17 protein-coding genes are annotated in these 24,708 nt (G+C 61.5%); 3 read left to right on the top strand and 14 right to left on the bottom strand.

The window, feature by feature from the left end:
* Nucleotides 1-36: 36 nt before the first annotated feature.
* The 5 genes from DQG19_RS17065 to DQG19_RS21505 form a co-directional block, all read right to left on the bottom strand.
* Complete coding sequence (locus DQG19_RS17065) at nucleotides 37-1,644, bottom strand: SGNH/GDSL hydrolase family protein (protein ID WP_157974570.1); 1,608 nt, start codon at nucleotides 1,642-1,644, stop codon at nucleotides 37-39.
* 113 nt (nucleotides 1,645-1,757) lie between these two features.
* Nucleotides 1,758-3,455 (bottom strand): hypothetical protein, encoded by a 1,698-nt coding sequence (locus tag DQG19_RS20980; protein ID WP_157974569.1) that lies wholly within the window; start codon nucleotides 3,453-3,455, stop codon nucleotides 1,758-1,760.
* A gap of 5 nt (nucleotides 3,456-3,460) precedes the next feature.
* Nucleotides 3,461-5,857: an LTA synthase family protein gene (locus DQG19_RS17045; RefSeq protein ID WP_116127499.1), complete on the bottom strand. Its 2,397-nt coding sequence runs from the start codon at nucleotides 5,855-5,857 to the stop codon at nucleotides 3,461-3,463.
* 130 nt (nucleotides 5,858-5,987) lie between these two features.
* Entirely contained in the window at nucleotides 5,988-6,980 is a 993-nt protein-coding gene (locus DQG19_RS17040; protein WP_116127498.1) for an LD-carboxypeptidase, read from the bottom strand.
* Between the two features lie 47 nt (nucleotides 6,981-7,027).
* Complete coding sequence (locus DQG19_RS21505) at nucleotides 7,028-7,162, bottom strand: hypothetical protein (RefSeq protein ID WP_255418774.1); 135 nt, start codon at nucleotides 7,160-7,162, stop codon at nucleotides 7,028-7,030.
* A gap of 269 nt (nucleotides 7,163-7,431) precedes the next feature.
* Here DQG19_RS21505 and DQG19_RS17035 point away from each other — a divergent pair, with 269 nt between their 5' ends.
* Complete coding sequence (locus tag DQG19_RS17035) at nucleotides 7,432-7,842, top strand: hypothetical protein (protein ID WP_116127497.1); 411 nt, start codon at nucleotides 7,432-7,434, stop codon at nucleotides 7,840-7,842.
* 76 nt (nucleotides 7,843-7,918) lie between these two features.
* Here DQG19_RS17035 and DQG19_RS17030 read toward each other — a convergent pair whose 3' ends face one another.
* The 5 genes from DQG19_RS17030 to serC all read right to left on the bottom strand — a co-directional run bounded on the left by DQG19_RS17030 (nucleotide 7,919) and on the right by serC (nucleotide 16,221).
* Entirely contained in the window at nucleotides 7,919-10,840 is a 2,922-nt protein-coding gene (locus tag DQG19_RS17030) for a TonB-dependent receptor (RefSeq protein ID WP_116127496.1), read from the bottom strand.
* A 70-nt stretch (nucleotides 10,841-10,910) separates the two neighbouring features.
* Nucleotides 10,911-14,000 (bottom strand): T9SS type A sorting domain-containing protein, encoded by a 3,090-nt coding sequence (locus tag DQG19_RS17025; protein WP_116127543.1) that lies wholly within the window; start codon nucleotides 13,998-14,000, stop codon nucleotides 10,911-10,913.
* A 101-nt stretch (nucleotides 14,001-14,101) separates the two neighbouring features.
* On the bottom strand, nucleotides 14,102-14,746 hold the full coding sequence (locus DQG19_RS17020) for an HAD family hydrolase (RefSeq protein ID WP_116127495.1): 645 nt from the start codon (nucleotides 14,744-14,746) through the stop codon (nucleotides 14,102-14,104).
* A gap of 102 nt (nucleotides 14,747-14,848) precedes the next feature.
* Complete coding sequence (locus tag DQG19_RS20975; RefSeq protein WP_157974568.1) at nucleotides 14,849-15,061, bottom strand: hypothetical protein; 213 nt, start codon at nucleotides 15,059-15,061, stop codon at nucleotides 14,849-14,851.
* A gap of 98 nt (nucleotides 15,062-15,159) precedes the next feature.
* On the bottom strand, nucleotides 15,160-16,221 hold the full coding sequence (gene serC / locus DQG19_RS17015; RefSeq protein WP_116127494.1) for a 3-phosphoserine/phosphohydroxythreonine transaminase: 1,062 nt from the start codon (nucleotides 16,219-16,221) through the stop codon (nucleotides 15,160-15,162).
* Between the two features lie 189 nt (nucleotides 16,222-16,410).
* Between serC and DQG19_RS17010 the strand changes: the two genes are divergently transcribed.
* Nucleotides 16,411-17,874: a tetratricopeptide repeat protein gene (locus tag DQG19_RS17010; protein ID WP_116127493.1), complete on the top strand. Its 1,464-nt coding sequence runs from the start codon at nucleotides 16,411-16,413 to the stop codon at nucleotides 17,872-17,874.
* 88 nt (nucleotides 17,875-17,962) lie between these two features.
* Nucleotides 17,963-19,273 (top strand): peptidoglycan DD-metalloendopeptidase family protein, encoded by a 1,311-nt coding sequence (locus DQG19_RS17005; protein ID WP_157974567.1) that lies wholly within the window; start codon nucleotides 17,963-17,965, stop codon nucleotides 19,271-19,273.
* Nucleotides 19,274-19,487: 214 nt separating this feature from the next.
* On the opposite strand, the gene DQG19_RS17000 is transcribed toward DQG19_RS17005, so the two are convergent.
* Genes DQG19_RS17000 through DQG19_RS16985 form a run of 4 tightly spaced genes read right to left on the bottom strand, consistent with a single transcriptional unit; the run spans nucleotide 19,488 to nucleotide 24,649 of the window.
* On the bottom strand, nucleotides 19,488-20,579 hold the full coding sequence (locus DQG19_RS17000; protein ID WP_232826548.1) for an AAA family ATPase: 1,092 nt from the start codon (nucleotides 20,577-20,579) through the stop codon (nucleotides 19,488-19,490).
* A gap of 53 nt (nucleotides 20,580-20,632) precedes the next feature.
* The gene (locus DQG19_RS16995) at nucleotides 20,633-22,516 is read right to left on the bottom strand and encodes a DUF4139 domain-containing protein (RefSeq protein WP_116127491.1); all 1,884 of its coding nucleotides are present in this window, start codon (nucleotides 22,514-22,516) and stop codon (nucleotides 20,633-20,635) included.
* A gap of 60 nt (nucleotides 22,517-22,576) precedes the next feature.
* Nucleotides 22,577-24,373 carry a sodium:solute symporter family protein gene (locus DQG19_RS16990; RefSeq protein ID WP_116127490.1) on the bottom strand — a complete coding sequence of 599 codons (1,797 nt, stop codon included), beginning with the start codon at nucleotides 24,371-24,373 and terminating at the stop codon, nucleotides 22,577-22,579.
* Between the two features lie 18 nt (nucleotides 24,374-24,391).
* Nucleotides 24,392-24,649 (bottom strand): DUF4212 domain-containing protein, encoded by a 258-nt coding sequence (locus DQG19_RS16985; RefSeq protein ID WP_116127489.1) that lies wholly within the window; start codon nucleotides 24,647-24,649, stop codon nucleotides 24,392-24,394.
* Between the last annotated feature and the right edge of the window lie 59 nt (nucleotides 24,650-24,708).

Here is a 24,708-nt window from a genome sequence, read left to right as displayed (position 1 = left end):
ACATTCGGGGACGTTTCAATGAGGTGTATTACCGGATTAGCGAACCAGGACCGGAATGGTCTTACGACGCCACTCGTCGCCCTGCCGTACCATCACGGTACAGAGGAGGTATTCCGCTCCGCCACCCCGGACGAGGGTGTTGGTGAAAATCTCCAGGCGGTGGGAAGCTCCGTCCAGGTTGTACTCCCGGCGCAGGCGCTCACGGCCCATAAGGTCGGTGACACGCAGCAGCACGTCGCCGCTCAGTTCGGGGGCCAGCTCCACGTAGAGCAGTCCGTTCGCGCTGGGGTTGGGGTATACGGACACCCCGGTCAGTTCGGTGATGGGCAGGCGTACGGCCGTGGAGCTGGTGTCGCTGCCGCAGAGGGTATCGATCTGCAGGGCCGCGACCCGCTCGAACAGGATACGGTGGCCAGCGGCGTTGAGGTGGGTACCGTCACCGCTGCCTAGCTCTTCCCTGATGAAGCCATTCTCGGCGGCGATGCCCGTCCAAAAGTCAATCGCGCGGTCGCCGTAGATCTTCAGGATGCTGTCGCGTACCTCGATCTGGATAGGTATTTTAGTTGCGTCGCTGAAGTTACGGGGTTGGGTGGTGGCGATGTAGATGGGCACCCCGTAGGCGGCTGCGCTATCGGCAATGGTCCGGTAATTGGCTAGCTGCTCCGCGACGGAAATGTTCTTGGCGGCGTCGTTGGACGGCATGTTGACGATGATCGCAATCGGATCGTAGGATAGTGCTTCCGTGATGTTGCGATTCTCGTCGACCTCAATGTTGACATCACTGGGGCGGGAAGCTCCGTCGGGCAGGATTTCGTAGGTCGTGTACCCACCCAGGGCGAGGTTGACGATGCGAATGCTGGTGTCCGAGGCCAGGGATGCCGCGTAGCGGTTGACCCAGGCACTGTCGCGGTTGGTGGGGCCGACACCCTCAGCGGTCGAGGAGCCCAGGACCACGATGGTGCAGCTGGGGTCATCGACGACGATCGGGGGCGGGGGGGTTTCTACCAGCGGGTACGAAATGATCACCGCGCCGAGGTAGTAGAAGCCCTGTGGGGTCGTGTTATTGGGGCCGGTCGTGGCGGAGAGCACGATGGTGCCGTCGGTCGCGGGCCGCAGGGTGACGGTGGCCGTCTGGCTGACGTTGTTCGCCACGTCGAGGTCGGTGGTTTCTTCCGTGGCTCCCGTAGCGGTGTAGACGGTCTGCCGGTTGTCCTGCGGCTCGATCATGCGCGAAGCGAAGATCGTGAAGGTGTAGTCCAGTTCGGGGTCCAGATTGCTGATGGTGACCGCGCCGGTGGGTTCCCGGCGTTGGTTGAAGGTGGTCTGGCTGCCAAAAAAGCTATCGCCGCTGGCACTGGCCGGCAGGTCTATACTGGCCGAGGCCTCCGTGGTCCCGTTGCCGTTCCGGCCACCGAAGGGGTCCGTCACTTCGATGCGGTAGTTGGACATCACCTCGCGTTTGTTGATCAGGGAGTTGATGGCTCCCTCCTGGGTGTCTGTCAACGAGTTCCAGAGGCCGGTGGTGGCGGGCTCACCGAAGTCGATCTGGATGGTATCCATTGCTTCCTGGGCTGCAAGAGACCCCGGTAACAGGCCCAGCGCCACGAGGCCGGCTAGCAGGTAAAGGGTAATGGTTTTGTTCATACATGGTCGGATTAGGGCTGCGGGAAGAAATTCCATCAGCGAAGCAAAACTACGAAATTGTTGAAATTTCTGCCGGATGAGAAGTGTATTCCCACGGACCTGCCCTCGGTCAATCACTGGAGTGCGCGGACGAAGGTGTCGAGCGTAGCGCGTGAAATACTCCAGTCGGGCGGCTTGATCTCTCCCCACGCCTGCGGCAGATCCGACATATTGAAGTAGTTGATCCCTACTATCCGCGGATCGTCCTGCAGCGTTTCCGCCGCGCCGAGCATCCAGTCGGTCTGGTAGGCTTCCGGCCCCTTTACCCCAAATTCGGTAATGAATATTGGTTTGCCTACGAAGCGCATCCGGTACACCTTGCGCTGGAAAATGGTAGCGAACTGCTCCTGCTGCTCGGGATCGGTGATGTTCTTGTCTGGCAGTCCGTATATGGCGATGCTGATGAGGTCTACCGCATCGTCGCCCGGGTACCATTCCAGCGATCCGCGGTCGCCGGCCGGTCCCCAGATCCGCTGCACGCCCTTTGGCAGGCTATCGTGGAGCATAACGTGGCGGAACGACCGGATGTAGACTTGCGGATCCTGGCTCTGCCAGGGGTACCGGTAGATCGGGATCTCCATCTCGTGGGCATAGCGCAGGTATACCGGGTGATCGGCTTCCCCCAGTATGCGATACAACTGCAGCAATACCGCGTCCAGTTCCCCCGCGCCGATCGCGCCGAGCAACTCGCGGTCGGTGCTGTCCACGGGGGGCCGGTAGGGCTCGAAGGTGACGATCGCCGCGTGCCCCCGCTCCATGATGCCGCGGAACTGCGTCTCGAACTCCCCATTCTCCAGTTGGTCCAGATCTAAAAAAATGTGCTCCACCCCGACGTTAGGATCGTCCAACAGGCGCTGGTTGGGATCGTGAAGCCCGAAGACGGTCGGTACAACCGGGAATCCCGCAATGGTTTCCGTAACTTCCGTGAGGGTCGGAGCCCGTCCGTACAGCTCCGGGCCACCAGCGCGCAGCAAGTCCGTTACCGACTCCATGTCGGGCTGCTCCGCCGCGTCCGTAGCTCCCAGCACGTACACGGGTACGCGCAGGAAGCGCAGCCGGTGCAGGCGCCGGTACACTTCATAGTCGGCGGTGTAGTCGGTCGGGTAATCGTCCAGGCGATGCTCCCCGGCGTAAGCGTAGGTGACGGTTGCCGCGTCAACCACGTCGTCGCCGGGATAGTACTCGAGGGCACCCGGGTAGCCCGCCGGCCCCCATACCAGTCGGGCCCGGGGCGCGAGTTCGCGGCAGAGGTCCGCAAAGTGACGATACGAACCGATATAGATACTGGGATACAGTTGCCAGGGGTACTGGTCCACCGGGACTTCCATTTCGGGGTTCAGGCGTAGAAACGTACCCGCACCCGCGTCCGGGAGTTTGGCCAGAAATTGTCGGAGCAACGCATCGTAGCGCCCCTCGATCACGTCGCGCAGCGGATTGTTGTCGTAGGTACGGCCGCCCCCGCTCCACGTCTGCACGGTGATCATGCGCCGGGGGGCCTGCCGCAGTTGTTGCCAGTCATCGGAGTCGGTGTCCAATTCGGAACGGTAATTCAGTTGCAGGGTAAACTGGGCAAGGGCGGGCGCGTCCATACGGGTCAGGGAGTCCGTCCAGTCGACGGCTCCGACGACCCGGTTTTCGGGGGCGGTCGTGAGCTCGCTCGGCCCGCCGAGAAAGGCCCCCAGCCCCCAGCCCAGGTAGGGTGCGGCGAGGTAGATCAGAATACCCGTCACGGCCAGTCCTAAAAACGTGTAACGCCAGGCTACCTTGCTCAATTGAGTTATTTTATCGCGTTGTAAAATGCTTCCTGCTCCTGCACCCAGGCCGCGACCCGCAACCGGGCGGAGTCGATGGCGGCGGAGGAAACGATAGCCGAAAGATCATGTTTTTCCGCGGGGTCATTCTGTAGATCGTAAACCTCTACCGTACCCGCCGTTTCGTTGAAGAGGTACTTCTTATCCTCGCGCCGGTAACCGAAGTAGACCTGGGTATAAGGAGAGAAATAGAAAGCCTCCTGCGACCGCTCGTGCAAAAGGTTGTGCCCCTGCCAGGCGTGAGGGACCGGCTGCCCGAGAAGCGAAAGAATCGTCGGGGCCACGTCCTTGTTGCCCCCCAGCGCTGAACTTCGCTCGCCACTGAAGAGGAGGGGGTTGATCAGGTACATGGGAACGCGGACGCTTTCCTCGTAGAGGGTATTGGCGTGCCCGTTGTGACCGTGCTGTCCGAATGCCTCGCCGTGGTCACCGGTCACCACGACCAGGGTGCTGCTGTCCAGGCCGCGTTCGCGCAGGCCCTGGATCATCCGGTCGACCATTTCCGTGCCGTGGCGTACTGCGTTCAGGTAGCGGTTGAAGTACAAATCCTCTTCCCCGTAGGGGTGCTCCTCCCCGGTGAAATAATAGGGATAGTGACCCTGAATTGTCCAGAGTGTAGAGAAGAAGGGCGACTTCCGGTCTTCGTCCAGCCAGTCCAGGAAGCGTTGTCCCAGACAGTCATCGTCCACGCCATTACCCTCCTCGTAGGTGGCCAGGTCCAGACTGTACTGGATACCGCAGGGCAGGTCGGCAAAGTGCTCGACCGTATCGAACCCCCGGTACCGGATGTACTCCAGGCTCCGTTGCCAGTTGATGTCGCCAGACGTAAAAAATGAGGTCCGGTACCCCTGCTTTTCCAGGACGGACGGCAACGACGGAAAGTCCATGCTCGTCCGTTCACGCGTCACGCTGCCGAAGGAGAGGAGAGGATGCACGCCCGAAAGCAGGGAAACCATCGCTACGTTGCTGGAAGGTATGTGGGCGTAGAAATTGTCGAAAACCAGGCTCTGCTCCTCGTACTTTTTCAGGGGTCCACCGGGACCCGACGCCCCGGGGAACTGTTCAAAATACGTTCCCGCCGCCGATTCCAGCACGACAAACAGCACGTTCCTGACGCGATCGTCCGGCCGGTATTGGCGTTCGGAAGGGGCGATCGGCAGCGATTCCTCCCGGAAAGGAGGCGCACCACCGGGGAGGTCCACCTGACTCATGGCCAGGGTTCGGTCTGCATTGACGGCGGACCGCAGCAGTGCCCATACCGCATTGGTACGACGGGTTGGCCGTACCGAATGATGGGAGGCCGTGGTTGCCGCAGCGGCCGACACCAACAGTCCGGTCAGCAGGAGAGGAAGCAGCAGAGCCGGTCCACGCAAGGACGCGCCACCTACGGCCCGCTCAAGAGCAAGCCCCAGCACTACCGCGCCAAGCAGAAAGCCTGCGGCGTTGGCCAGGTCGAAGAGATCCACCTTGGACGTGACCGCCAGTCTGGCGTCCTTGGCGAGCAAAAAATCAGCGTAATACAGCAATTCGTACGTGATCGGCGCCCCGGTAAAGTCGACTACCTGTACGTTGATCAACGCGCTCAGGGTCAGCATCAGAAGCACTACGTAACCTACCGTTGCCGCGCCCCTGCGCTTTGGGCCCGGCGGAAGGACCACCAGAAGTACAGCCGTCAGCAGTACGACCAGGCCGATCACCGTCAGGTCCTCAGCAGCACTGCTCAGAAGGGTCGTCAGCGTCATCAGTGGCTCGCTGCGCCAGTGTTCCGGGGGAAGGTTAAGTATAGGCCAGCGTACGATCACGTGGACCAGCGCAACGCCGATCCCCAAGCCGACGATCCGCCGAAACGACCGGCTGCGCAAAGCTGCGGAGCTGCGATTGGTGGCGAAGGCCAGTAGGTACAGTGCTTCCGCCAACAGCAGAAAAAGAAGCCCCCAGCCGTACCCGGCCAGTTGCCCGAAGATCAATTCCATCCTTTGGGTACCCGCGACGCTGATCGTCCCGCGGTCCGCTACGGTAATCGTCCTTCCGGTGGCTACGTCCCAGTAGTCCAGGTAGCTGCCGGCCTGGTTCCGGGTGATCCAGAAGCAGTAATAGACCATGGCTCCTTCCGGCAGGCGTACGTCGCTCACGTAGTGATCGTCCTCCCTCCGCATGAGTTGGCGCACCAGTCCCTCGTAGTTTCTCGCCCCGGGATTGGTTGCGGCTACTTCCTCCAGCGTGTACGACAGGGGTTTCAGGACGAGGTACACCTCTCCGGCGTCGACGCCGGTGTATTCTATCCGCTGGGTCAGGGTATCCGTCGCCAGGAGGGGGCGGCCTCCCGCCAGCACGAGCAGCAACAAAAGTGTAAGTGTTCTCATAATCCAGACCTCAAACCCGTCACGACCACGGGTATACGTCCACCCGTGGTCGCCTTAGCATAAGCCTGTCGCTAATATACCAAATGGACTACAGGGCTGCCCGCAGCTACCGCACCCGCACACCGCCGCCCTACCCTTCCGGGGTCAGCGTATAGTCGATCGCGGAGAAACGCATGCGCCCGCCCACCGGCAGGGTGCACATATTTTTGATGTGGCCAATGGGCATGCCGTAGGCTACGGGGATACCCAGGTCGCCCAGTCGGTCGGTCAGGGTTTCGCGGAGAGTGAGCGACCGGTCGTTTGCGTCCGCCTCGCAGTCGGCGAAAGTGCCAAGCACGATGCCCGCCGCCGTTTCGAGTTTCCAGGCCTGCCGGAGCTGGGTGAGCATGCGGTCGATCCGGTAGGGCTTCTCCCCCACTTCCTCGATGAAGAGCAAATTACCCGCCACCGGGGGTGAGTAGCCGGTACCCACCATAGCGGCGAGCAGGCTCAGGTTGCCGCCCCACAGGGCGCCGCTGGCCTCGCCGGGGTGGATGATGTAACCCTCCGGAGCGTCGGCGGGGCGTACGATGGGTTGCCAGCTTTCTCCGGCAAACAGGGCGTTACGGAGGTAGCGTTCGGTGTAGTCGGTAAGTTCGGAACTCCCTACCGGTCCGTGATAGGTCTCCAGGCCAGTGTCGCGGGTGATGACGTTGAGCAGCGCGGTGATGTCGCTGTACCCGATAAAAATTTTAGGGTGGCGGCGGATGATGCCGAGGTTGAGCGCGGGCAGCAGCCGGGCGCTGCCGTAGCCGCCACGGGCGCACCATACCGCGTTCACCTGCCGATCGCCGAACATGGCGTGCAGGTCGCCCAGCCGCTCTTCGTCGGTGCCGGCCAGAAAGCCACGCTCGGCCCGGAGGTAACGGCCTGGCTTGACGACCAGTCCGAGCCCTTCCAACTGGGTGACGGCCCGCTGCAGGGACGAGTCGTCGATGTAGCTGGCGGGGGTGATCAGCCCCACGGTGTCCCCCCGATGCAGACGGGCGGGCGCTTCCGGTCGGCGGCGCGCAGGTGCGGTGTGCAGCGGGAAAGGTAAAGCGAGTCCGGCTGCCAGCCGGGTAGTGAAGGTTCTGCGGTCCATACGGGTAAGGTAAGGCAATGCGCGGATGCGGTGACGGACCGAAGCGCTTAGCGGTCGGGCAGGTAGCCAAGGAGGTAGCCCGCCAGGAAGGCCAGCAGGACGAAAGCTAAAACTAGGGGAATACCGCGGCGGGGGCTCGCGGAAGTTAGCGCCAGGGATAGGGATCGGACGGGGAGCTGCACGGTAAGGGGATTAAGTGAATAGGTCCCGCAAAGTTCCCGGCTCGGTGGCGGAATTCCAGGGACGGATTACCGTGATGCGTTCCGCGACAGTATCGGCATTTGTCGCACCTAAAAATGACGCAACCTATTAGCCTTCAATTAATTAGTTATTTCCGTAAAGAAGTGTCCCGCAGCGTTCGAATTCCGTCTACCTCCGCCCTACGTCCGTCGAGAAAACTTGGCCTGGCGGGCCTGCGGGACGATCTTAGACATACAAAATTTGCCCCACCATGAATGTATTCGGTCGCTACGTAATTTATCTCCTGGACTGCCTGGTCATGCTAGCCGTCATCGGGCTGCAGCTTTTCCTGTTCCGGGGAGAGTTCCCGTTCGGGTACGATTCGGACCAGTGGTTATCTATGCTCCTCGGCGGCCACGGCAGCGTGGCGCTCACCACCCTCATCGGCGGCACCGCCTACTGGTACATCGTGGACTACCACGCCGAACTGCGCGAGCTGAGGCGCTCACGCATCGTCATGGAAGCTACCGGTGAGGCCCCGCCCACGGAAACGCGGTTTCTTCGGTCCTTCCTGAAGGCCTTTTCACTCTTTACGGCTCCCGTGCTTCTCCTGTTCGCGCTCTTCAGCGATCGGCACCGGTTCCTGCACGACTACGTGGCCAAGACCGAGCGGGTGCACTAAAAAAGCCCTCCGCGCGGTGCGCGGAGGGCCACAGAAAGGGACTACAGAATTGTAATCTAGTGCGTCTTGGAGCGGATCAGATGCCGTAGCTGATGCCAAAGCTGATCTCCCGGCCGCGCTCGTAGCTCTGGAAGATGTAGGTCTGCCCGTCAAATTCCGAGTAGCTCTCGAAGGCGGGGTTCAGCAGGTTGCGGGCCCGCAGGCTTAGTTTGAAGTTCTGGATCTTCTTGCTTACACTGGCGTCGAGCTGGCCGCGGCCGCGCTCGAAGATGTCGGGGCTACCGACGGCGCCAATGCTCTGCAGGCGGTCGCCGAAGTAGTTGTAAGCGATGATCATATCCCAGCCCGACTCGGGCGTAGCGTAGCTCAGGTTGGCGTTGGCCACGAAGGGCGACTGGCCGTTGAACGGACGCTCGGCGCTAAACGCGGGATCTACGGCTTGCCCCAGAGCAACCTCGGCGTCGTCTATGCGCTGTTTGGAGCGGATAAGGGCGAGGTTGGTGCTGAGACTGAGGTTCTGAAGCTTTTCGCTTAAGAATCCGAGGGACTTACGCGCCTCCACTTCGAGTCCAAAAAGGTCGGCGCTCTCCGAGTTGGTCCAGGTAAATTGCTGGTCACCGGCCTGTCGGAAGGTGGTCACGATCGGGTTCCTGAAGCGCTTGTAGAACGCACTGAGGGCGAGGACCTCTCCGGCCTCGGGGAAGATTTCGAAGCGGAGGTCGTGGTTGTCGATGCTGCTCAGTTGCAGGTTGGGGTTACCGAAGACGATCGGTTCGCCCAGAAAGCCAAAGGCACCGAAGGGCGCTACCTCCCGCATGTTGGGCCGAGCGGTGGTTTGGGTGAAGCTGCTGCGCAGGTTGGCGTTTTCACCGATCTTCAGGACCAGGTTGAGGGCGGGCATCAACGTCAGGGTATCGATGTCGGCGGTATTGTCGTCAATACGACGCTGGTCGACCGCCCGTCCGTTTTCGGCGGCGTTTCGGTACTCATTGGGGACTACGTCGCTTTCCACCAACACGGTGGTTTGCTCGGCGCGGAGGCCGAAGATGGCCTTGAGCCGGGGGCTGATCTCGTAGGTCATCATGGCGTAGGCGGCACCTACGTCAAAAGATCCCGTATAGCTGTTTTTTAGGTTGCTGTTGTCAAAGACGAAAACACCGATGGTATTCCGCTCCGACACCTGCTCTTCGAGTACGCCGAGGTTGCCGGGGCCGAAGTAGGTATCGAAGTCGCCGTTAGCGTCGGTCAGCGACATGCCTTGGTCGTTGTCGTAGGCGTAGATGGACTCGTTGAAGTCACGCGTTTTAGCCAGGTACTTACCGCCGAGCTTGATAGCGTTACCGCGACTCTTATTCTGCAGGACGGGAATGGTAATGTCGAGCGAGCCCTGGTAGCTATCGTCGTTAAGGTCACGGAAGTAGCGGCTCGGGCGGGTAAATTGGCTGGGGTCGTTAATGTAATTCCCGTTTACCTGGATATACTCCAGGAAGCGCAGGTCGGGCTCGAGCTGTTTGCTGTCGATGTAGTTGGCCGACCATTCGATCTTGGTGTTACCCAGACCGGTGAGGGTGTGCTCGCCCTGAACCACGTAGTCGATCAGCTCCCGCTCCAGGAAGGAAGAGGCTTGGCTGCGGTAGAAATTATCGGCCGTACCGGGGGTACCCTTTTGCTGGTTACTACCTTGCAGGATACGCCCCTCCAGGAAGCCCTGGTGGCTGTAGATAGTGTACAGGCTGATGTTGTTGGCCGGGGAGGGACGCAGGGTCACACCGACCATGCCGCCGAGCTTGCCGGACTCCACGCTCTTGCTGTCGCGCAGATCGTAGATCTCCTGGAGCGTACCCGTGCTGCCGCCGAGGTTGAGGTAGTTGCCGTTGATGCCGCCCTGGTACTGGCTGAAGTCGCGGCTGTAAGATGCCGTGGCGAAGAAGCCAATGGGCATTGTACCTACATTGAATTGGTTGCCAATGTTGGCGCTGATGCTGTAGTCGGGACCGGTACGTTTACGGCCGATGTTGAAGGCGTTGCCAAAATCATTGGCTACGTCCTCAACTGCCTGGGCCAGTTGCGGGTCGCGGCGGGCGCGGCGGTCGGCGTTACTGGTCAGTACGCTCATTTCGCTGAGCCGGGGATCATTGAGGACACCGGGACGGTCAAGCGTACCGTCGTTGTAGCCCAATCCGATCTTGTTCCCCCCGTCGAAGGTGAGAAAGTCGTCGCGAAAGTTGCTCAGGTTGTTGTAGGCGCCGGATACTGAAACACCCCACGTGAAGCGCTCGGGCAGGGCCTTGATCTTGATGTTTACGCTGCCGCCGGTGAAGTCGCCGGGCAGATCGGGCGTAAAGGTTTTACTGGCTACGATATTGTCCAGCACAGTAGTAGGAATGAGGTCCAGTTGCGCCGAGTTGCGGTAGGGGTCGATGCTGGGCAGCTGCAGTCCGTTAAGGGTAGTGGCCGAGTAGCGGTCGCCGAGGCCGCGTACGTAGACGTACTTGCCGTCGACCACCGTCGTACCGGTGACCTTGGTTAGGGCAGCGGCAGCGGTTCCGGCACCGAGGCGCTGGATCTCCTGGCTGGAGATTACGTCCTGTACCTTGTCGCTGTTCTGCCGAAGTTTCATCACGGCGACCTCCCCGCGCTCAAGCGCCTGAGCGGTGACAGTTACGTCGAGCTCCAATTCTACGCCGGCGTCCTCACCGAAGGTGATATCGAGAATGGTAGTTTCATTGGCGGCCACGGTTACGCCCTCAATAGTTTGGGGCGCATAACCGACGTAGGTCGCAACGATATTGTAGGTGCCGGGGTCGACCTGAAACTGGTACTTACCCTCGATGAAATCGGTCTGGGCACCGGTGGTGGTACCCTCCAGGACGACGTTGGCTCCCAGCATGGGAAAGCCGTCTTCGTCGTACACGGTACCGGAAATGGCGCCTTTTTGTGCCAGCGCGGTGGCGGTTACCAACAACAGGGTAACCAGGAAAAACATGCGGTTAAGCATAAGTAAGGGGGTTGTGTGCACTAGATAAAAAGAGGGGGCGGGCGGGGCCCGCCCCCGATAATTCTGTTCGTTAGTGGGCTACCACCATCTTCTGGAGCAGGCGGCTGCCGGCGGCATCCAAAACAATGAGGTAGGTGCCGTTGGGCAGCTGGCTGACGTCCAGGTTCTGGATCTGGGTGCCGGCGGTGTAGTCGCGGGCGATCCGCGTGAGCGGCCGGCCCATCAGGTCGAGCACGGTGAGGTTGACCCGGGCGGCGGTGGGCAGCTCGAAGCTGACAGTAGCATTCTGGTAGGCCGGGTTCGGGACCGGGGCATCCAGGAGGAAGCCGTTCCGCTCCACCTGACCGGTACCGTTGGTAAAGTCACCAATGAGCATGTACTCGGACAGGGCCGTCCAGCCACCGTACCAGCCCATGCTGTTGCCGGAGTAAGCTCCGGGAGCAAAGGCACCGTAGTAATCGGTAGTTTCGAAGCCGTCGATGGCTGCGGGAGCGCCGGTTGCCGCGTCGCCGAAGGCGTACACGCGGGGATCCAGACCTGCACCGTCTTCGTCGCGGTCGGTGATGGAATTCAGTTGCGGGTCGGCAATCAGGTTCCCATTGGCGACGAAGTTGGCGGCTACGACAGCAGTTTCGGCTTCCAGTTTCACCTCGCTCTCGTCGTAGGCGATCCAGATGTCGGTAGGCTCGGAGCCTTCACCAAATCCGAAGAAATAGTTATTGTAGAAAGCGAGGTCCCCGGCCTGCAGGCGGGCGTAGGAGTCTCCTTCGTTGTCGGGGAGCGCCTCAACGGCTACGGCCGCGCCGTTAAAGTCGGTAAAGATGGAGTTGTAGTAGTAGCCGGCCGCGTTGTCGCGGAAGAGAATCGCCACGGCGGGGTTACCGCGCAGGGCGTCGCCACCGGAAGCGGTTGCGTCCTCACCGATACCGATGTAGGTAGCGTTGTAAATGGTGGGCTGGCTGAAGGGGGTTTGCCCATCAGGGCTGGCGCCGTCGTGCTCACCGGCCCGGCCGGTGGAGCTGTTGGGAGCCTGCAGGGAGAACCAGTACTGTCCGCCGCCGCGCCATCCGTAGTCGTAGTCGTAGCCGTCGTCGCCGCAGAAGGATACCGCGGCGTGATCGACGCGCACCGTACCACCGAACCATTCGATACCGTCGTCTAAGTTGGCGAAGACTTCGATGTAGTCGATCTCGGTACCCGATCCGACACCCCCAAGGGTAAGGCCGTTGATCTCGTTGTCCGTGCTAAGCTGGGCACCGGCGTGGCGGATCGAAACGTAGTTGAGAACGCCACTGTCGTCTTCGTCGTCGGTGCCGCCGAAGGTCGCGCGCGTTTCGCTGCTCTCGATGCCCTCGATGTTATCCTCGCCGCCCGGGCGGGCAATGGTGGCGTTACCGAGGATGATGACGCCGCCCCACTCGCCGCGGTCGTTGACGGTAAGGTCATTGGGATCGGACAGGTCGTCTCCGGCGGCGGTAAAGATGATGGGGGCAGCGGCCGTACCGCGGGCAAAGATCTGCGCGTCGCGGGCCACGATGAGGGCGGAGGTGTTGTCTCCGGTAGAGATATCGTTAACGTTGAGGCCTCGGATCACCGTACCCGCCTCGATCGTGAGGGTAGCATCGGCTTCCAGGTATACCAAGCCGTCTAGGTTGTAGCAGTCGCCACCACCCCAGGTGTATGTTTCGCCGGGCGCGAGGTCAGCGTCGGTAATGGTAATGCAGTCGTTGTTGTCGATGGGAGTCGTGAGGTCACCGAGGTAACCACCGGACGAGAGCGCGGTCCAGCCGTTCAGCCACAGGGCCGAATTGCCGAAGGCGCCGCGGTAAGAAACGAGGGTGAAGAAGTCGCCTTCGAGGGTCTCCACCGAGCCGCCGCCGAGGGCCAGCCCACCGGCGTTGATGCGGGGGTCAAGTCCGCCGTCGGCCGTACGGCTGATACCGGCGAGGCCCGGAGTACCGATCTCGTTATTCTCAGTCAGGGCCGTGGCGATCGCGGCCGAGGCAGCTTCGTCAACCTGCTCGGTACCATTATAAGCCAGGAAAAGATCGGCGGCGGTGTTACCCTCACCGAAGTCGTCAAAGATGTTGTTGCGGAAGTCCAGGTCACCCGCCTGAAAACGTGCGTAGGAGTCTACGTCGGAATCGGCGAGGTTCTCAAGGGCGATGGCCGCGCCGTTGAAGCCCGTGAAGATCGAGTTCCAGTAGTAACCCGCGGCGTTGTCGCGGAACAGAACGGCCACGGCCGGGTTGCCACGGAGGGCATCGCCGCCGGCGGGGGTCGCGTCGGAACCGACACCGATAAAGGTTGCGTTCGAGATGGTCGGTTGGCTAAAGGGTTCCTGTTCGTCGGGGCTGGCGCCATCGTGCTCACCCGCGCGGCCGGTTCCGTTGGCCGGCTCCTGAATGGAGAACCAGAACTGGCCGTTGCCGCGCCAGCCGTAGTCGTAGTCGTAGCTGTCGTCGCCGCAGAAGGACACGCTGGCGTGCTTTACGTTTACCGTGCCACCGAACCACTCGATACCGTCGTCCAGGTTGGCGAAAACCTCAATAAAGTCGATCTCGGTACCCGACCCGACCCCACCGAGGGTAAGGCCGTTGATCTCGTTGTCGGTGCTGAGCTGGGCACCCCCGTGGCGGATAGAGACGTAGTTCAAGACGCCGCTGTTGTCTTCGTCGTCGGTGCCCCCGAAGGTGGCACGAGCTTCGCTGCTCTCGATTCCTTCGATGTTATCTTCACCGTTTGGGCGGGCAATGGTAGCGTTACCCAGGATAATAAGACCGCCCCAGTCGCCGCGGTCGGCGGTCGTGAGGTCGCCAGGGTCGTTGACGTCGTCGTCGAAGGCGGTGAAGATAATGGGAGCATCGGCCGTGCCGCGGGCAAAGATCTGCGCGTCGCGCGCAATGATCAGGGCGGAGGTCGGGTCACCGGTGGTGATGTCGGCACTGTTTGCCCCCCGGATCACGGTTCCTGCTTCAATGTTCAATACGCCGCCGGCTTCGAGAAACACCAGGCCATCCAGCACATATTCGTTGTCGCTGGTCCAGTCGTAGGTGGTTTCGCCAACCAGATCGGCGTCGGTGATCGTGATGGTCTCCTGGGCCTGCAGCCAGTGCCCCGTGCAGAGGGCAAAGAGTAAAAGGGTAAAACTTGAGCGCATATAAGTCGAGTTGTTGCGGGTTCTAATCTTACCGCAAAAGTCGATCTGGCGCATTACCTGCCTATTAGGATCAGGTTAAGTTATTGTAAAGGGGACACGATCTAGTTATCCCCTTCCGCCAACAGGGCGTACGCGCGCTCGAGGGCGGCAGCATTGGAGGGGGCCAGTTCATCCGCCTCGGTGACTTTGTCCGTCAGTCCGATCAAGTAGCAACCGGCCGCTTTGGCCGCCACACCACCGGGGCCACTGTCCTCGATCGCGATGCAGTCGCTGGCGGACAGGCCCAGTCGTTCCGCGGCGAGCAGGTAGATGTCGGGCTCCGGCTTCATGTTTTCCACGTCGGAGGCCGTCACGCTGATCGCGGTGAACCGGTCGAGCCGGGTGGACTCGATCATGAGATCGGCGTCCGCCCGTCCGCTATTGGTCGCGATTGCGAGGGGGAAGCGGGCGGATAGCTTCCCCAGCCATTCCGTGACGCCGTCAAAGGTCTTTCCCTCCCGGCGTACGTTGTCGTGAAAGCGTCGCTGCTTGTCGCTCACCAGCGTTTCGGCCTCGGTATCCCAGTCGTGTACGCTGACCAGGTGCTCCGAAACCACCCGGTCACTGGTGCCGATCCACTGTTCGAACCAGTGCGCGTCGTAGTCGCAGCCGTATTCTTCCCGTAGCAGGTCCAGCCAGGCGGCACAGTGCAGGGGTTCGGAATCGGTAAGGGTGCCGTCGAGGTCACAGAGAAGTCCGCGGTACATAGCAAAGGGGATGTGCCGCTCCTCGGGAACGACGCGTGGAAAGCTTAGGGAAGGAGTGGTGGGAATAAAGGTTCAATCCCCGGCGGGGGATACATGAACGGACTAGCGCAGGATGACCCGCCGCACTACATCCATGCCACGGCCTACGGCACTGCCGATGTCGACGATCTGCTCGCCGACGTGGGCCATTTCCTCGAATTTCCCTTCCTGCTGTAACTTGACGGTACGGCCGACCAAAAAGCCGGAACAGGTAGCGCTGGCCACCAAGAGGACCAGAACAGCGGAAAGAAATTTGATTTTGGATGGATGCGTCACGCCGCTAATATAGGGAACGCCGGGATTTCTTACGCAAAAAAATCCCGGCGCTGGTCCCTAATTCGACCTAAGCGGCGTACCGATCGACGAACGACGGCTTACTTGAAGTTTTTCATCACGTTGACGAGGGTTTCCACGCCCTCGTACGGCATACTGTTGTAGATGCTGGCCCGGAACCCGCCTACGCTGCGGTGTCCCGTGATCCCGTCGCATCCTGCGGCCTCCGCCGCCGCCAGGAAGGCATCGGTATCGGCGTCGTCGGTGCAGGTGAAGGTCACGTTCATCAGGCTGCGGCTGTATTCGTTTGCTACGGTGCCTTCGAACCTGGGGTTGCGGTCGATCTCGTCGTAGAGGAGCTTGGCCTTGCGCTCGTTGTGCTTTTCCATGGCTTCGAGTCCGCCCTGCTCCTTGATCCAGCGGAGGGTGAGCATCATGACGTAGATGGGGTACACCGGCGGAGTGTTGAAGGTGCTGCCGCCCTTGATCTGCACGCGGTAGTCGAGCATGCTGGGCAGGGGCCGTTGTACGGTACCGAGCAGGTCCTTACGTACGATCACCAGCGTGACGCCGGCGGGGCCGAGGTTCTTCTGTGCACCGGCGTAGATGATGCCGAACTTCTCCAGCGGAATGCGCCGGCTGAAGATGTCGGAGGACATATCGGCTACCAGGGGGGCGTCCGTTTCCGGAAAGTCCCGGAACTGCGTACCGAAGATGGTATTGTTGCTCGTGAGGTGGACGTACTTCAAGCCCTCCGGTACCGAGTAATCGCGGGGGATGTAATTGTAGTTGGCCGCCTCGCTGCTGGCGATGATGTCGACCTTGCCGAAGAGTTTCGTTTCCTTGATCGCCTTGGCCGACCAGGCGCCGGTGTCGAGAAATCCGGCAGTTTCCTCCGGGTTGAGCAAGTTCATGGCCGTGTAGAAGAACTGCGTGCTGGCACCTCCCGAGAGGAAGAGTACCCCGTACTCGTCGCCTACGTTCATCAGTTCGCGGATGAGGGCCTCGGCTTCCTGGAGTACGGCGTCAAAGGCGTCGGAACGGTGGCTGATCTCGAGGACGGAGAGGCCGCTCCCGTCCAGGTTTTCTACCGCGGCGGCGGCCTGGGTGATGACACTGGCGGGAAGGATGGCCGGGCCGGCGCTGAAATTTATCTTTTTCATTTGGGGTGGTTTGCGGGGGCAAAAGTACCTCCGTTTAGCAGTGTCTGGATAGAATTGTTTACTCCCGCATTAGTTTCGGCGGGACCGCGGGTGCGGAGGCGGTATTTACGATGCCGTGACCCTGGTTTTACCGTCCGTCAACATCCCGGCGGTTTGCATCCTTATAGCAGTATTAATTTTTCACTTACCATGATTCGAATTCTAACCCAGACCCTGGTCCTCGCCGCGACCCTTGCGGTGGTCACCGGATGCTCACCGCAGACGGCCGGCGGCTCCACCCCGCCCACTCCCTCGGCCCCGACGCCGACCACCGCCTCCAAGCCGGCCCAGGCGGACGAAACCCTCAGCCCCTGCCCCAAGTTCAGCGACGCTCCCAGCCCCGACGACGCAGAGACCAATTACGTCATTTACCGTAATGCGCTAAAGGCCAACGAGATGGATCGCGCCATGCAAACCTGGCGCAAGGTATACGCCGTAAGTCCCGCCGCCGATGGCCGCCGCCCCACCGTCTACACCGACGGCGTGGCCTTCTACAACAACCTGATCCAGGAGAATCCAGAAAAGCGTCAGATGTACGGCGATACGATCCTGATGCTCTACGAGCAGGCCCGGGAATGTTATGCCGGAGACGGGTACATGGCCGCCATGCAGGCCTTCGATAGCTACTATACGTACGCGGGGTCGGCGACCGAGGACGAGATCTACGCCCTGTTTAAGGAGAGTATCGACATGGACGGACCCGAAGACCTGCAATACTTCGTCATCAACCCCATGTCGCGGCTGGTTGTCGACCAGCACGAGGCCGGAAAGATCAACGACGCCGAGGCCAAGGAAGTAGTGACCGCCCTGAAGACCCGCCTGGAAAAAGGACTGGCCGAATGCCAGGGCACCGACTGCCAGGCGTGGCAGGCCATCCAGGCCTACGCCCCCAGCAGCCTGCAGTACTTCGAAACCGTGAAGGGGTTTTACGATTGCCAGTACTACGTGGACGAGTACTACCCCGACTTTGAGGCGAACCCCACCGACTGCGACGCCATCACCACCGCCTTCTCCCGCCTGCAGTGGGCCGACTGCGCCCAGGACCTGCCCGAATTTGCCCGCGTCCGCAAGGCCTACGAGGATAACTGCCAGGTTGTTGCCGAAACGAGCTCGGGCGGAAGCACCCTGCGCCAGGCCTACGACGCCCTGAAAAACAACCAGTCGACCGAAGCCATCCGCCTCTTCGAGCAGGCCGCCGAGGAAACCGACGATGCCGAACGCCGCAGCCGCTATCTCCTGACGGCCGCCAAGGTCTATTACGGCAACCTGCGCAACTTCAGCCAGGCCCGCGCACTGGCCCGCCGCGCCATTCAGGCCAACGGCTCGAACGGGGAAGCCTACATGCTGATCGGTACCCTGTACGCCAGCAGCGGTCCGCTTTGCGGCCCCGGCACCGGCTTCGACAGCCAGGTGGTGGTATGGCCCGCCATTGACATGTGGCAGAAGGCCAAATCCGTCGATGGTTCCGTGGCCGGCAAGGCCAACCAGCTCATCGGACGGTACACCCAGTATATGCCGTCGCGGGCCGACGTATTTCAGCGTGGTATCGAGGTGGGATCCACCTACACCGTAGGTTGCTGGATCCAGGAAACTACCCGCGTACGAACCCCGTAGGCATGCACTAAGCGCGGGAACGAATAAGTTATATATTTGCAGAAGGCCGGACTTCGGCCTTCTGCTTAGTATATAAACCTATCAGTACGTGAGATCACCGCTTAATGTTCGGACCCGCCGGATCCTGTCTCCCCTCTTCGCCGCCTGTTTGTTACTCACCGCCGGCACCTTTATTCTTTCCGGCCTCGTCGCCTCCGCTCCCGCCCCCGCCGATACTTCCCGCCGGCCCGTGCTGACGCCGGTAGGGTTTCCGATCGTCGAGCCCACGGTTCGCTACGGACTTGCTCTGGATACCTTTTCCATCGACCAGGACACCATCCTGTTCGGTCAGACGCTAGGCGACATCCTGCTCGGCGAAGGCCTCGCGCCCCAGCAGGCCTACACCGCCTCCAGCAACTTCAACGAAATGCTCGACGTGCGCAACCTCCGCGCTGGCCGTACCTACCAGATCCTGGACGACCCCGATACCGAGGGCCCCGACTTCCTCATCTACTCCCCCACCGTGTACCGGTACCTGCGGCTCGACCTGCAGGGCACCGGCCTGGACGAATACCGGGAGCTGCCCGTGGTCATTCGTGAGGGACTGGCCGCCGGCAAGGTGGAGTCTTCCCTGTGGAATGCCATGGTGGGCGCCGGACACAGTTTCGCGCTTACCGATAAGATGGAAGACGCCCTCCAGTGGTCGGTCGACTTTTACCACGTACAGCAGGGCGACGCCTTCCAGCTCGTCTACGAACAGGAATTTGTGGAAGAAAAAGAAGCGGGCTTCGGCCGCGTACGGGCCGCCCGCTACAGCACCGGCGGCAAGGATATCTACGCCCTCTACTTCGTGAGCGAAGACAGCACCCAGACGGGCTACTTCGGCCTCGACGGGCAACCCATGAAGTCTACCTTCCTGAAGGCTCCCGTTCGCTACAGCCGCATCAGCAGCCGGTACAACCTGCGCCGCTTCCACCCGGTACAGCGCCGCGTCAAGCCGCACCTCGGCACCGACTATGCCGCCCCCTACGGTACGCCGATCGTAGCCGTGGCCGACGGCGTCATCAACCGTTCGGGCCGGACCCGCGGTAACGGCATTTTCGTAAAGATCCACCACGACAAGCGCTTCGATACCCAGTACCTGCACATGCAGAAGCGGGCCCCCGGCATGGTCGTGGGCAAGCGCGTGAGCCAGGGCGAGGTCATCGGCTACGTCGGTTCCACCGGCCTGGCCACCGGCCCCCACGTTTGCTTCCGCTTCTGGGACAACGGCAAACAGGTCGACCACACCAAAATGGACTTCCAGGACGCCGAGCCCATGCCCGAGGAGTACCTGCCCGAGTTCTTTCGCGTCCGAGACGATTACCTGGCCAAGCTGAATAGCGTCGGGTCTCCCATTGAGGAGCTGGAGGCTAAGTAGGGGGAATTAGTGAGTTGGTGGGTGGGTGAATTGCTGCGTTGGTTATTGCTGATGCCGCGCCTGGCTTGCGCTGGGCCGGTGATCCGTTAGCTAGCTTGTCAAAGTACCGGCTTCGCGCATGCCCGCGTGTGCGCAGCGTATGCGACGACGGCGTATGCTTCCGCAGTGACGCCTACCGCGTCATCACACTAAATTACCAACGCACCAATCCTACCTAGAGCAGCAGGTCCATATTGATGTGCTGCTCGATAAGCTCCACCGCCCGGCCGATCTTCCAGGGGGTTTTGAGGTTGATCTTCACCTCCATCTGGCTGATGCGGACGGCCGCCCCGTAGGTATCGAGGGGACAGGCCACAACCGGGATTTTGTGTTGCTGCAGAAATTCGGTGTAGGGCAGCTCGGGTGACTCCTCCGAAATACCCGTGACCACCACGCCCGAGATGGTGGTGCCCGGCAGGTTGCGGTCCTCGAGGATAATCTGCAGGGCGGTCAGGGCCTCGTAAAGCCGGCGGTGACTCACGATCACCAGGAGGTTTTTCAGGTTCTCGACCTCCTCTTGGGCGAGCAGGCTGCCACTGGCAATATTCTCTACCTGGTTATTCAGCCCGTCGCGATTCATGAGGGTACGCCCCTGCAGGCTGTGGCGGATGGAGGACATGATCGGGTTGGAAAGGATCTTCTCGAAGGGCAACACGCCGAGCAGGGGGATTCCCGTCTTCTCCAGGTACTTGCTGACGTAGTGCCGCACCTTTTCCAGCTTGGCGGGCAGGGTCTTGTTGACGATGACCCCCCGCACCGGTACGCGCCGCTCCCGGAACATGGCTAGGTTCATATTCAGTTTATCGATGGTGCTGCCGATGCCGCCTTCGACGATCATGACCACGGGGGCGTCGAGCAGCTGTGCCACCTGAGCGTTGCTTACATCGCATACGCTGCCGACGCCGGGATGCCCGGTACCCTCGTAGATCACGAAGTCGTTGCGCGACTGCAGTTTCCGGCTTGCCTTGGTGATGGCGGAACGAAAGTGGTAGCGGGCGGGGTCGTCGAGGTAGTTGGCCGTTACCCCACTGCCGATGATGACAGGACTGTGCACATCCGCCCGCAGTTCGAAATCCATACCCCGGGCGAAGAGCAACGCGTCCTTGTCTACCTGCAGGTCATTAAGTTCGACCCACTCCTGGCCGACGGGTTTACAATACCCGACCTTGTAGCCCCGCTGGCGGATAGCGGTCATAAGGCCCAGGGTACAGGTGGTCTTACCCACGTGCTGGGAGGTGGCGGCAATGTAGAGGCGGTCGATACTCACGGAATTGTGGGATAGTTGTGGATCGACAAGGTACGTCTACGGGCTGCTTCCACCTATTCCAGGAACAGCGGGCCGGAGGTACTGTACCGTACCCGGTACCCGAATTCCGCCGTCCACTCGGTGCCCGGGGCCAGGTTCAGGCGCCACTGCAACTCACCGGTTTCCGGATCGTAGGCTGCCGAATCGTCGATCTCCGATTCCACGCTCACGCTACCGTCGGCGCTTACGGGCACCTGATCGATTACCGTCAGGTCAACCGGTATACCTTTAGTATTGCGTGCCCGCAGCTCCCAGCCGCGCCATACCTCCCGCTTGTTACCGAACAGGCCGCCCCGTTCGACGAAGCGCTCCGCGGGCTCGCGCCGGATCACAACGTCCGGATCTACGCCCAGGGAGAACACCAGGCTGTCCGCCGTCTGATCGACGTCCAGCCGCGAAGACCCCAGGTAGGTGCCCCCTACGATGAGTTGAACGTCCCCGCTCAATAACTCGTACCGCTCCCAGTCGTGCACGGTGGCCGACAGGTATACCCGGGGGTCAACCTTCGGTACCGTTACGTGCCGGTACGTCGCCGGCACCCGGAAACGTTGTACCTCGACGGAGCGTTCGGATCCCCCGTCGGGGATGGTGTAGGTCAGGTCGATGGTGTAGGTCCGGGTGGTCGGACGTTGCTCCACGGTGACCGGCACCGACGGCGGCGCATTGGCGGACCGCGTAGCAAGGCCGGCAACCTGACCGGAGAGTTGTCCGACAAGATTTTGGCTGCGACCGTACCCTACCACTACTACTTCCTCAAGGGACGAGCTCAACTCGAACAGTTGGATATTCATACGGTCGCCGGTTATGTCCACGGTACGCTCGGTATAGCCCGCGTAGGAAACCCGCAATTGCCGGGCGCCTTCCGAAAGCTTTAGGGTGTAGTTACCGTCCAGATCGGTAACGGTACCGCTGCTGCTTCCGACCACCGCTACGGTAGCACCGATCAGGGCAGTACCGCTATCGTCCGTGACGCGGCCGGTTACCTCCGGCAGACCAGTGACCACCAGTCCCGGATCGCTCAGGTCGTAGGTAGGCGGCTGGAGGTAGGGCGCGAGGTGCCAGGTCTGCAGTTCGGGGGTGCGGTTGGACCGGGCCGGATTTCCGGTAGAAAGCGTGAGGCGTACGCGGTCCCAGTCTTCCCCGGATTGCTGGCGTACTAGCGCCCGGTAGCTGAAGTCGAGGGGCTGATCCAGTTCGCTGACGCGCAGATCGTACACGGGATCCCAGCCGGCCGCGGCAACGAGGTACGTGAGCCGGAGGCTGTCCGACACATCGCGGTTCGCCCGTACTTCCACGACGACCTCACTGCCGGCGGTGGTGGTATCGGCGAGCACCAGTGCACGCGCTTCTGCCAGGCTCCGGCGCTGCTCTTCCAGGGTGCGCAGGCTGTCGGTCAGTGCCAGGCGTTCCAGGCGGATCTCGGTCAGTCGACGCCGGTGGTAGGCTACCCCGCGCTCCAGGTCCTCGGCGGCCAGGCCGGTATCGGTACCGCCGAGGTCGCGGTTGGCCGCGAGCACCGCTTCCTCTTCTTCCCCGATTCCGAGTCGGGTGCGGAGTTGCCGCTCGCGGCCGGCCAGCTCCTCCAGTTGCCCTTCCAGACTCCGGCTCTCCTCGCTGGCCTCCGGGGCGGTGGGCAGGAAGGGGCGGTAGCGGACGCTGAGGATGAGCAGATCCGGGTTGGCGGAACTCACCCGGATGCTCTTTTCCACCAGGTGCTCGGTAAGTCCGGTGAACACCAGCGTCTGGCGACCCGGGGCGCTACGCAAGGCAGCGGCACGCGTGATTTCGGCTCCCTCGCGGTACACCGTCACGTGCTCGATTCGGGAGGGAAGGGAAATTTCCTGGGCGAGGGCGCAGGTGCAGTGAAGCAGCAGGAGAAGGGTAATGAGCGCGGGCATACGGGGATCTTTTCACCCTGGATGCACGGTGCGCGTCAATTACACATCCGATGTCGGGAATTAGTGATCGTGTGCCTCACCCGCTCCGGCCGGGATGCGGATCATCTCGACCATATCCTGTACGTCTTCCGGGGGCGGAGCAGAGAGTCGGCTGATCACAAGGGCAATGACCGTATTGACGATCATCCCTACGGAACCGAAGCCTTCGGGGCTGATACCGAACCACCATTCGCTCTCGGGCGGTACGGTATCGACGAACCAGCCAAGGCGGTACACGGCCATGTATCCGAACATGAGCACCGTACCCACCACCATGCCGGAGATCGCTCCTTCCCGGTTCATCCGCTTGTCGAAGATCCCGAGCACGATGGCCGGGAAGAAGCTGGCCGCGGCGAGTCCGAACGCCAGGGCCACCGTTGCTGCCACGAAACCGGGCGGGTTGACCCCGAAGTAGGCGGCCACCAGTACCGCCGCCGCCGCGCCACCGCGGGCCCACCATAGCTCTTCGGCCTCGCTCATATCGGGCTTGATCTGCTTGCGCATCAGGTCGCGGCTTACGGCGGTGGAGATGACCAGCAGCAGGCCGGCTGCCGTCGAAAGGGCCGCGGCCAGGCCACCGGCGGCAACCAGGGCGATGATCCAGGCGGGGAGCCGGGCAATCTCCGGATTGGCCAGCACCATGATGTCGCGGTCGATGTATACCTCGTTGGCATTGTCGGTCGGTGCGTTGTTGAGAAGGGCCTGTCCGTAGTTCCCCTGCACCCGCGCGCCGCCGCCGTCCCGCTGCTGGTCCACGGGCCCGACGAAGGGCGGGCCGGGGTGGTACTGCAGCCGGCCGTCGTCGTTCTTGTCCACCCAGGCTACCAGGGCGGTTTCCTCCCACTTGCTGAACCAGGGGGGCAGCTCGGTGTAGGGGCGGTCGGAGATCGTAGTGATGAGATTGGTACGAGCGAAGGCCGCGATGGCCGGTGCCGTGGTGTACAGGATAGCGATAAAGAGCAGGGCCCAGCCGGCGCTGATGCGCGCGTCGCGGACCCGCGGCACGGTGAAGAAGCGGACGATCACGTGCGGCAGTCCCGCGGTGCCCGCCATCAGGGCGAGGGTGATGGCGAAAACGTCGATCGTGGTCTTGGTGCCGTCCGTGTATTCCGCGAATCCGAGGTCGCTGTGGAGCTGGTCGAGCTTGTCGAGAAGGGCCAGGCCGGACCCGTCGTTGACCTCCGAAATGAAGCCGAGCTGGGGGAGAATATTGTCGGTCATCTGCAGGGAGATGAAGATGGCCGGCACCATGTAGGCGAAGATGAGGACGCAGTACTGAGCGACCTGGGTGTAGGTGATGCCCTTCATGCCGCCCATGATGGCGTAGAAAAAGACGACCACGGTACCGATGTACACCCCGGTGTTGATCTCTACCTCGAGGAAGCGGGAGAACACCAGGCCGACGCCGCGCATTTGTCCCGCCACGTAGGTGAAGCTGACGATGATGGCACAGATGACGGCCACGGTGCGCGCGACGTTGGAGTAGTAACGGTCGCCGATGAAGTCCGGAACCGTGAATTTGCCGAATTTCCGCAGGTAGGGGGCGAGCAACAGCGCCAGAAGAACGTATCCGCCCGTCCAGCCCATGAGATACACGGCCCCGTCGTAGCCGGCGAAGCTGATGATACCGGCCATGGAGATGAAGCTGGCAGCGCTCATCCAGTCGGCGGCCGTGGCCATACCGTTAGCGACCGGGTGTACGCCGCCGCCGGCAACGTAGAACTCCTGGGTGGAGCCGGCGCGGGCCCAGACGGCAATGCCGATGTAGAGCAGGAAGGTGGCGCCCACGATGAGGTAGGTCCAGGTTTGTACGTCCATCAGTGGTTGCTTGCAGAATTACTCCCCCACCCCATATTTCTCGTCTAGGCGGTTCATGAGGTATACGTAAACGAAGATGAGCACTACGAAAACGTAGATGCTACCCTGCTGGGCGAACCAGAAGCCGAGCTTGGCTCCTCCAATACGCAATCGATTGAGTTCGTCTGCAAAAAGTATGCCGCAGCAGAAGCTGACGGCAAACCATATCGTAAGAAGTATTGCTAAGTACCGTAGATTCGCGCGCCAGTACTGGCGGTATTCTTCCGGTGGGGCCATCTCTAAGGCTTAAATTGGGTGTTTATGGCCCGTCGAAAAGTTGCAGGATCGACTAGGTT

Source organism: Lewinella sp. IMCC34183 (assembly GCF_003390915.1).
GTDB lineage: Bacteria > Bacteroidota > Bacteroidia > Chitinophagales > Saprospiraceae > Neolewinella.
This window is presented reverse-complemented; position numbering and strand designations above follow the sequence as displayed.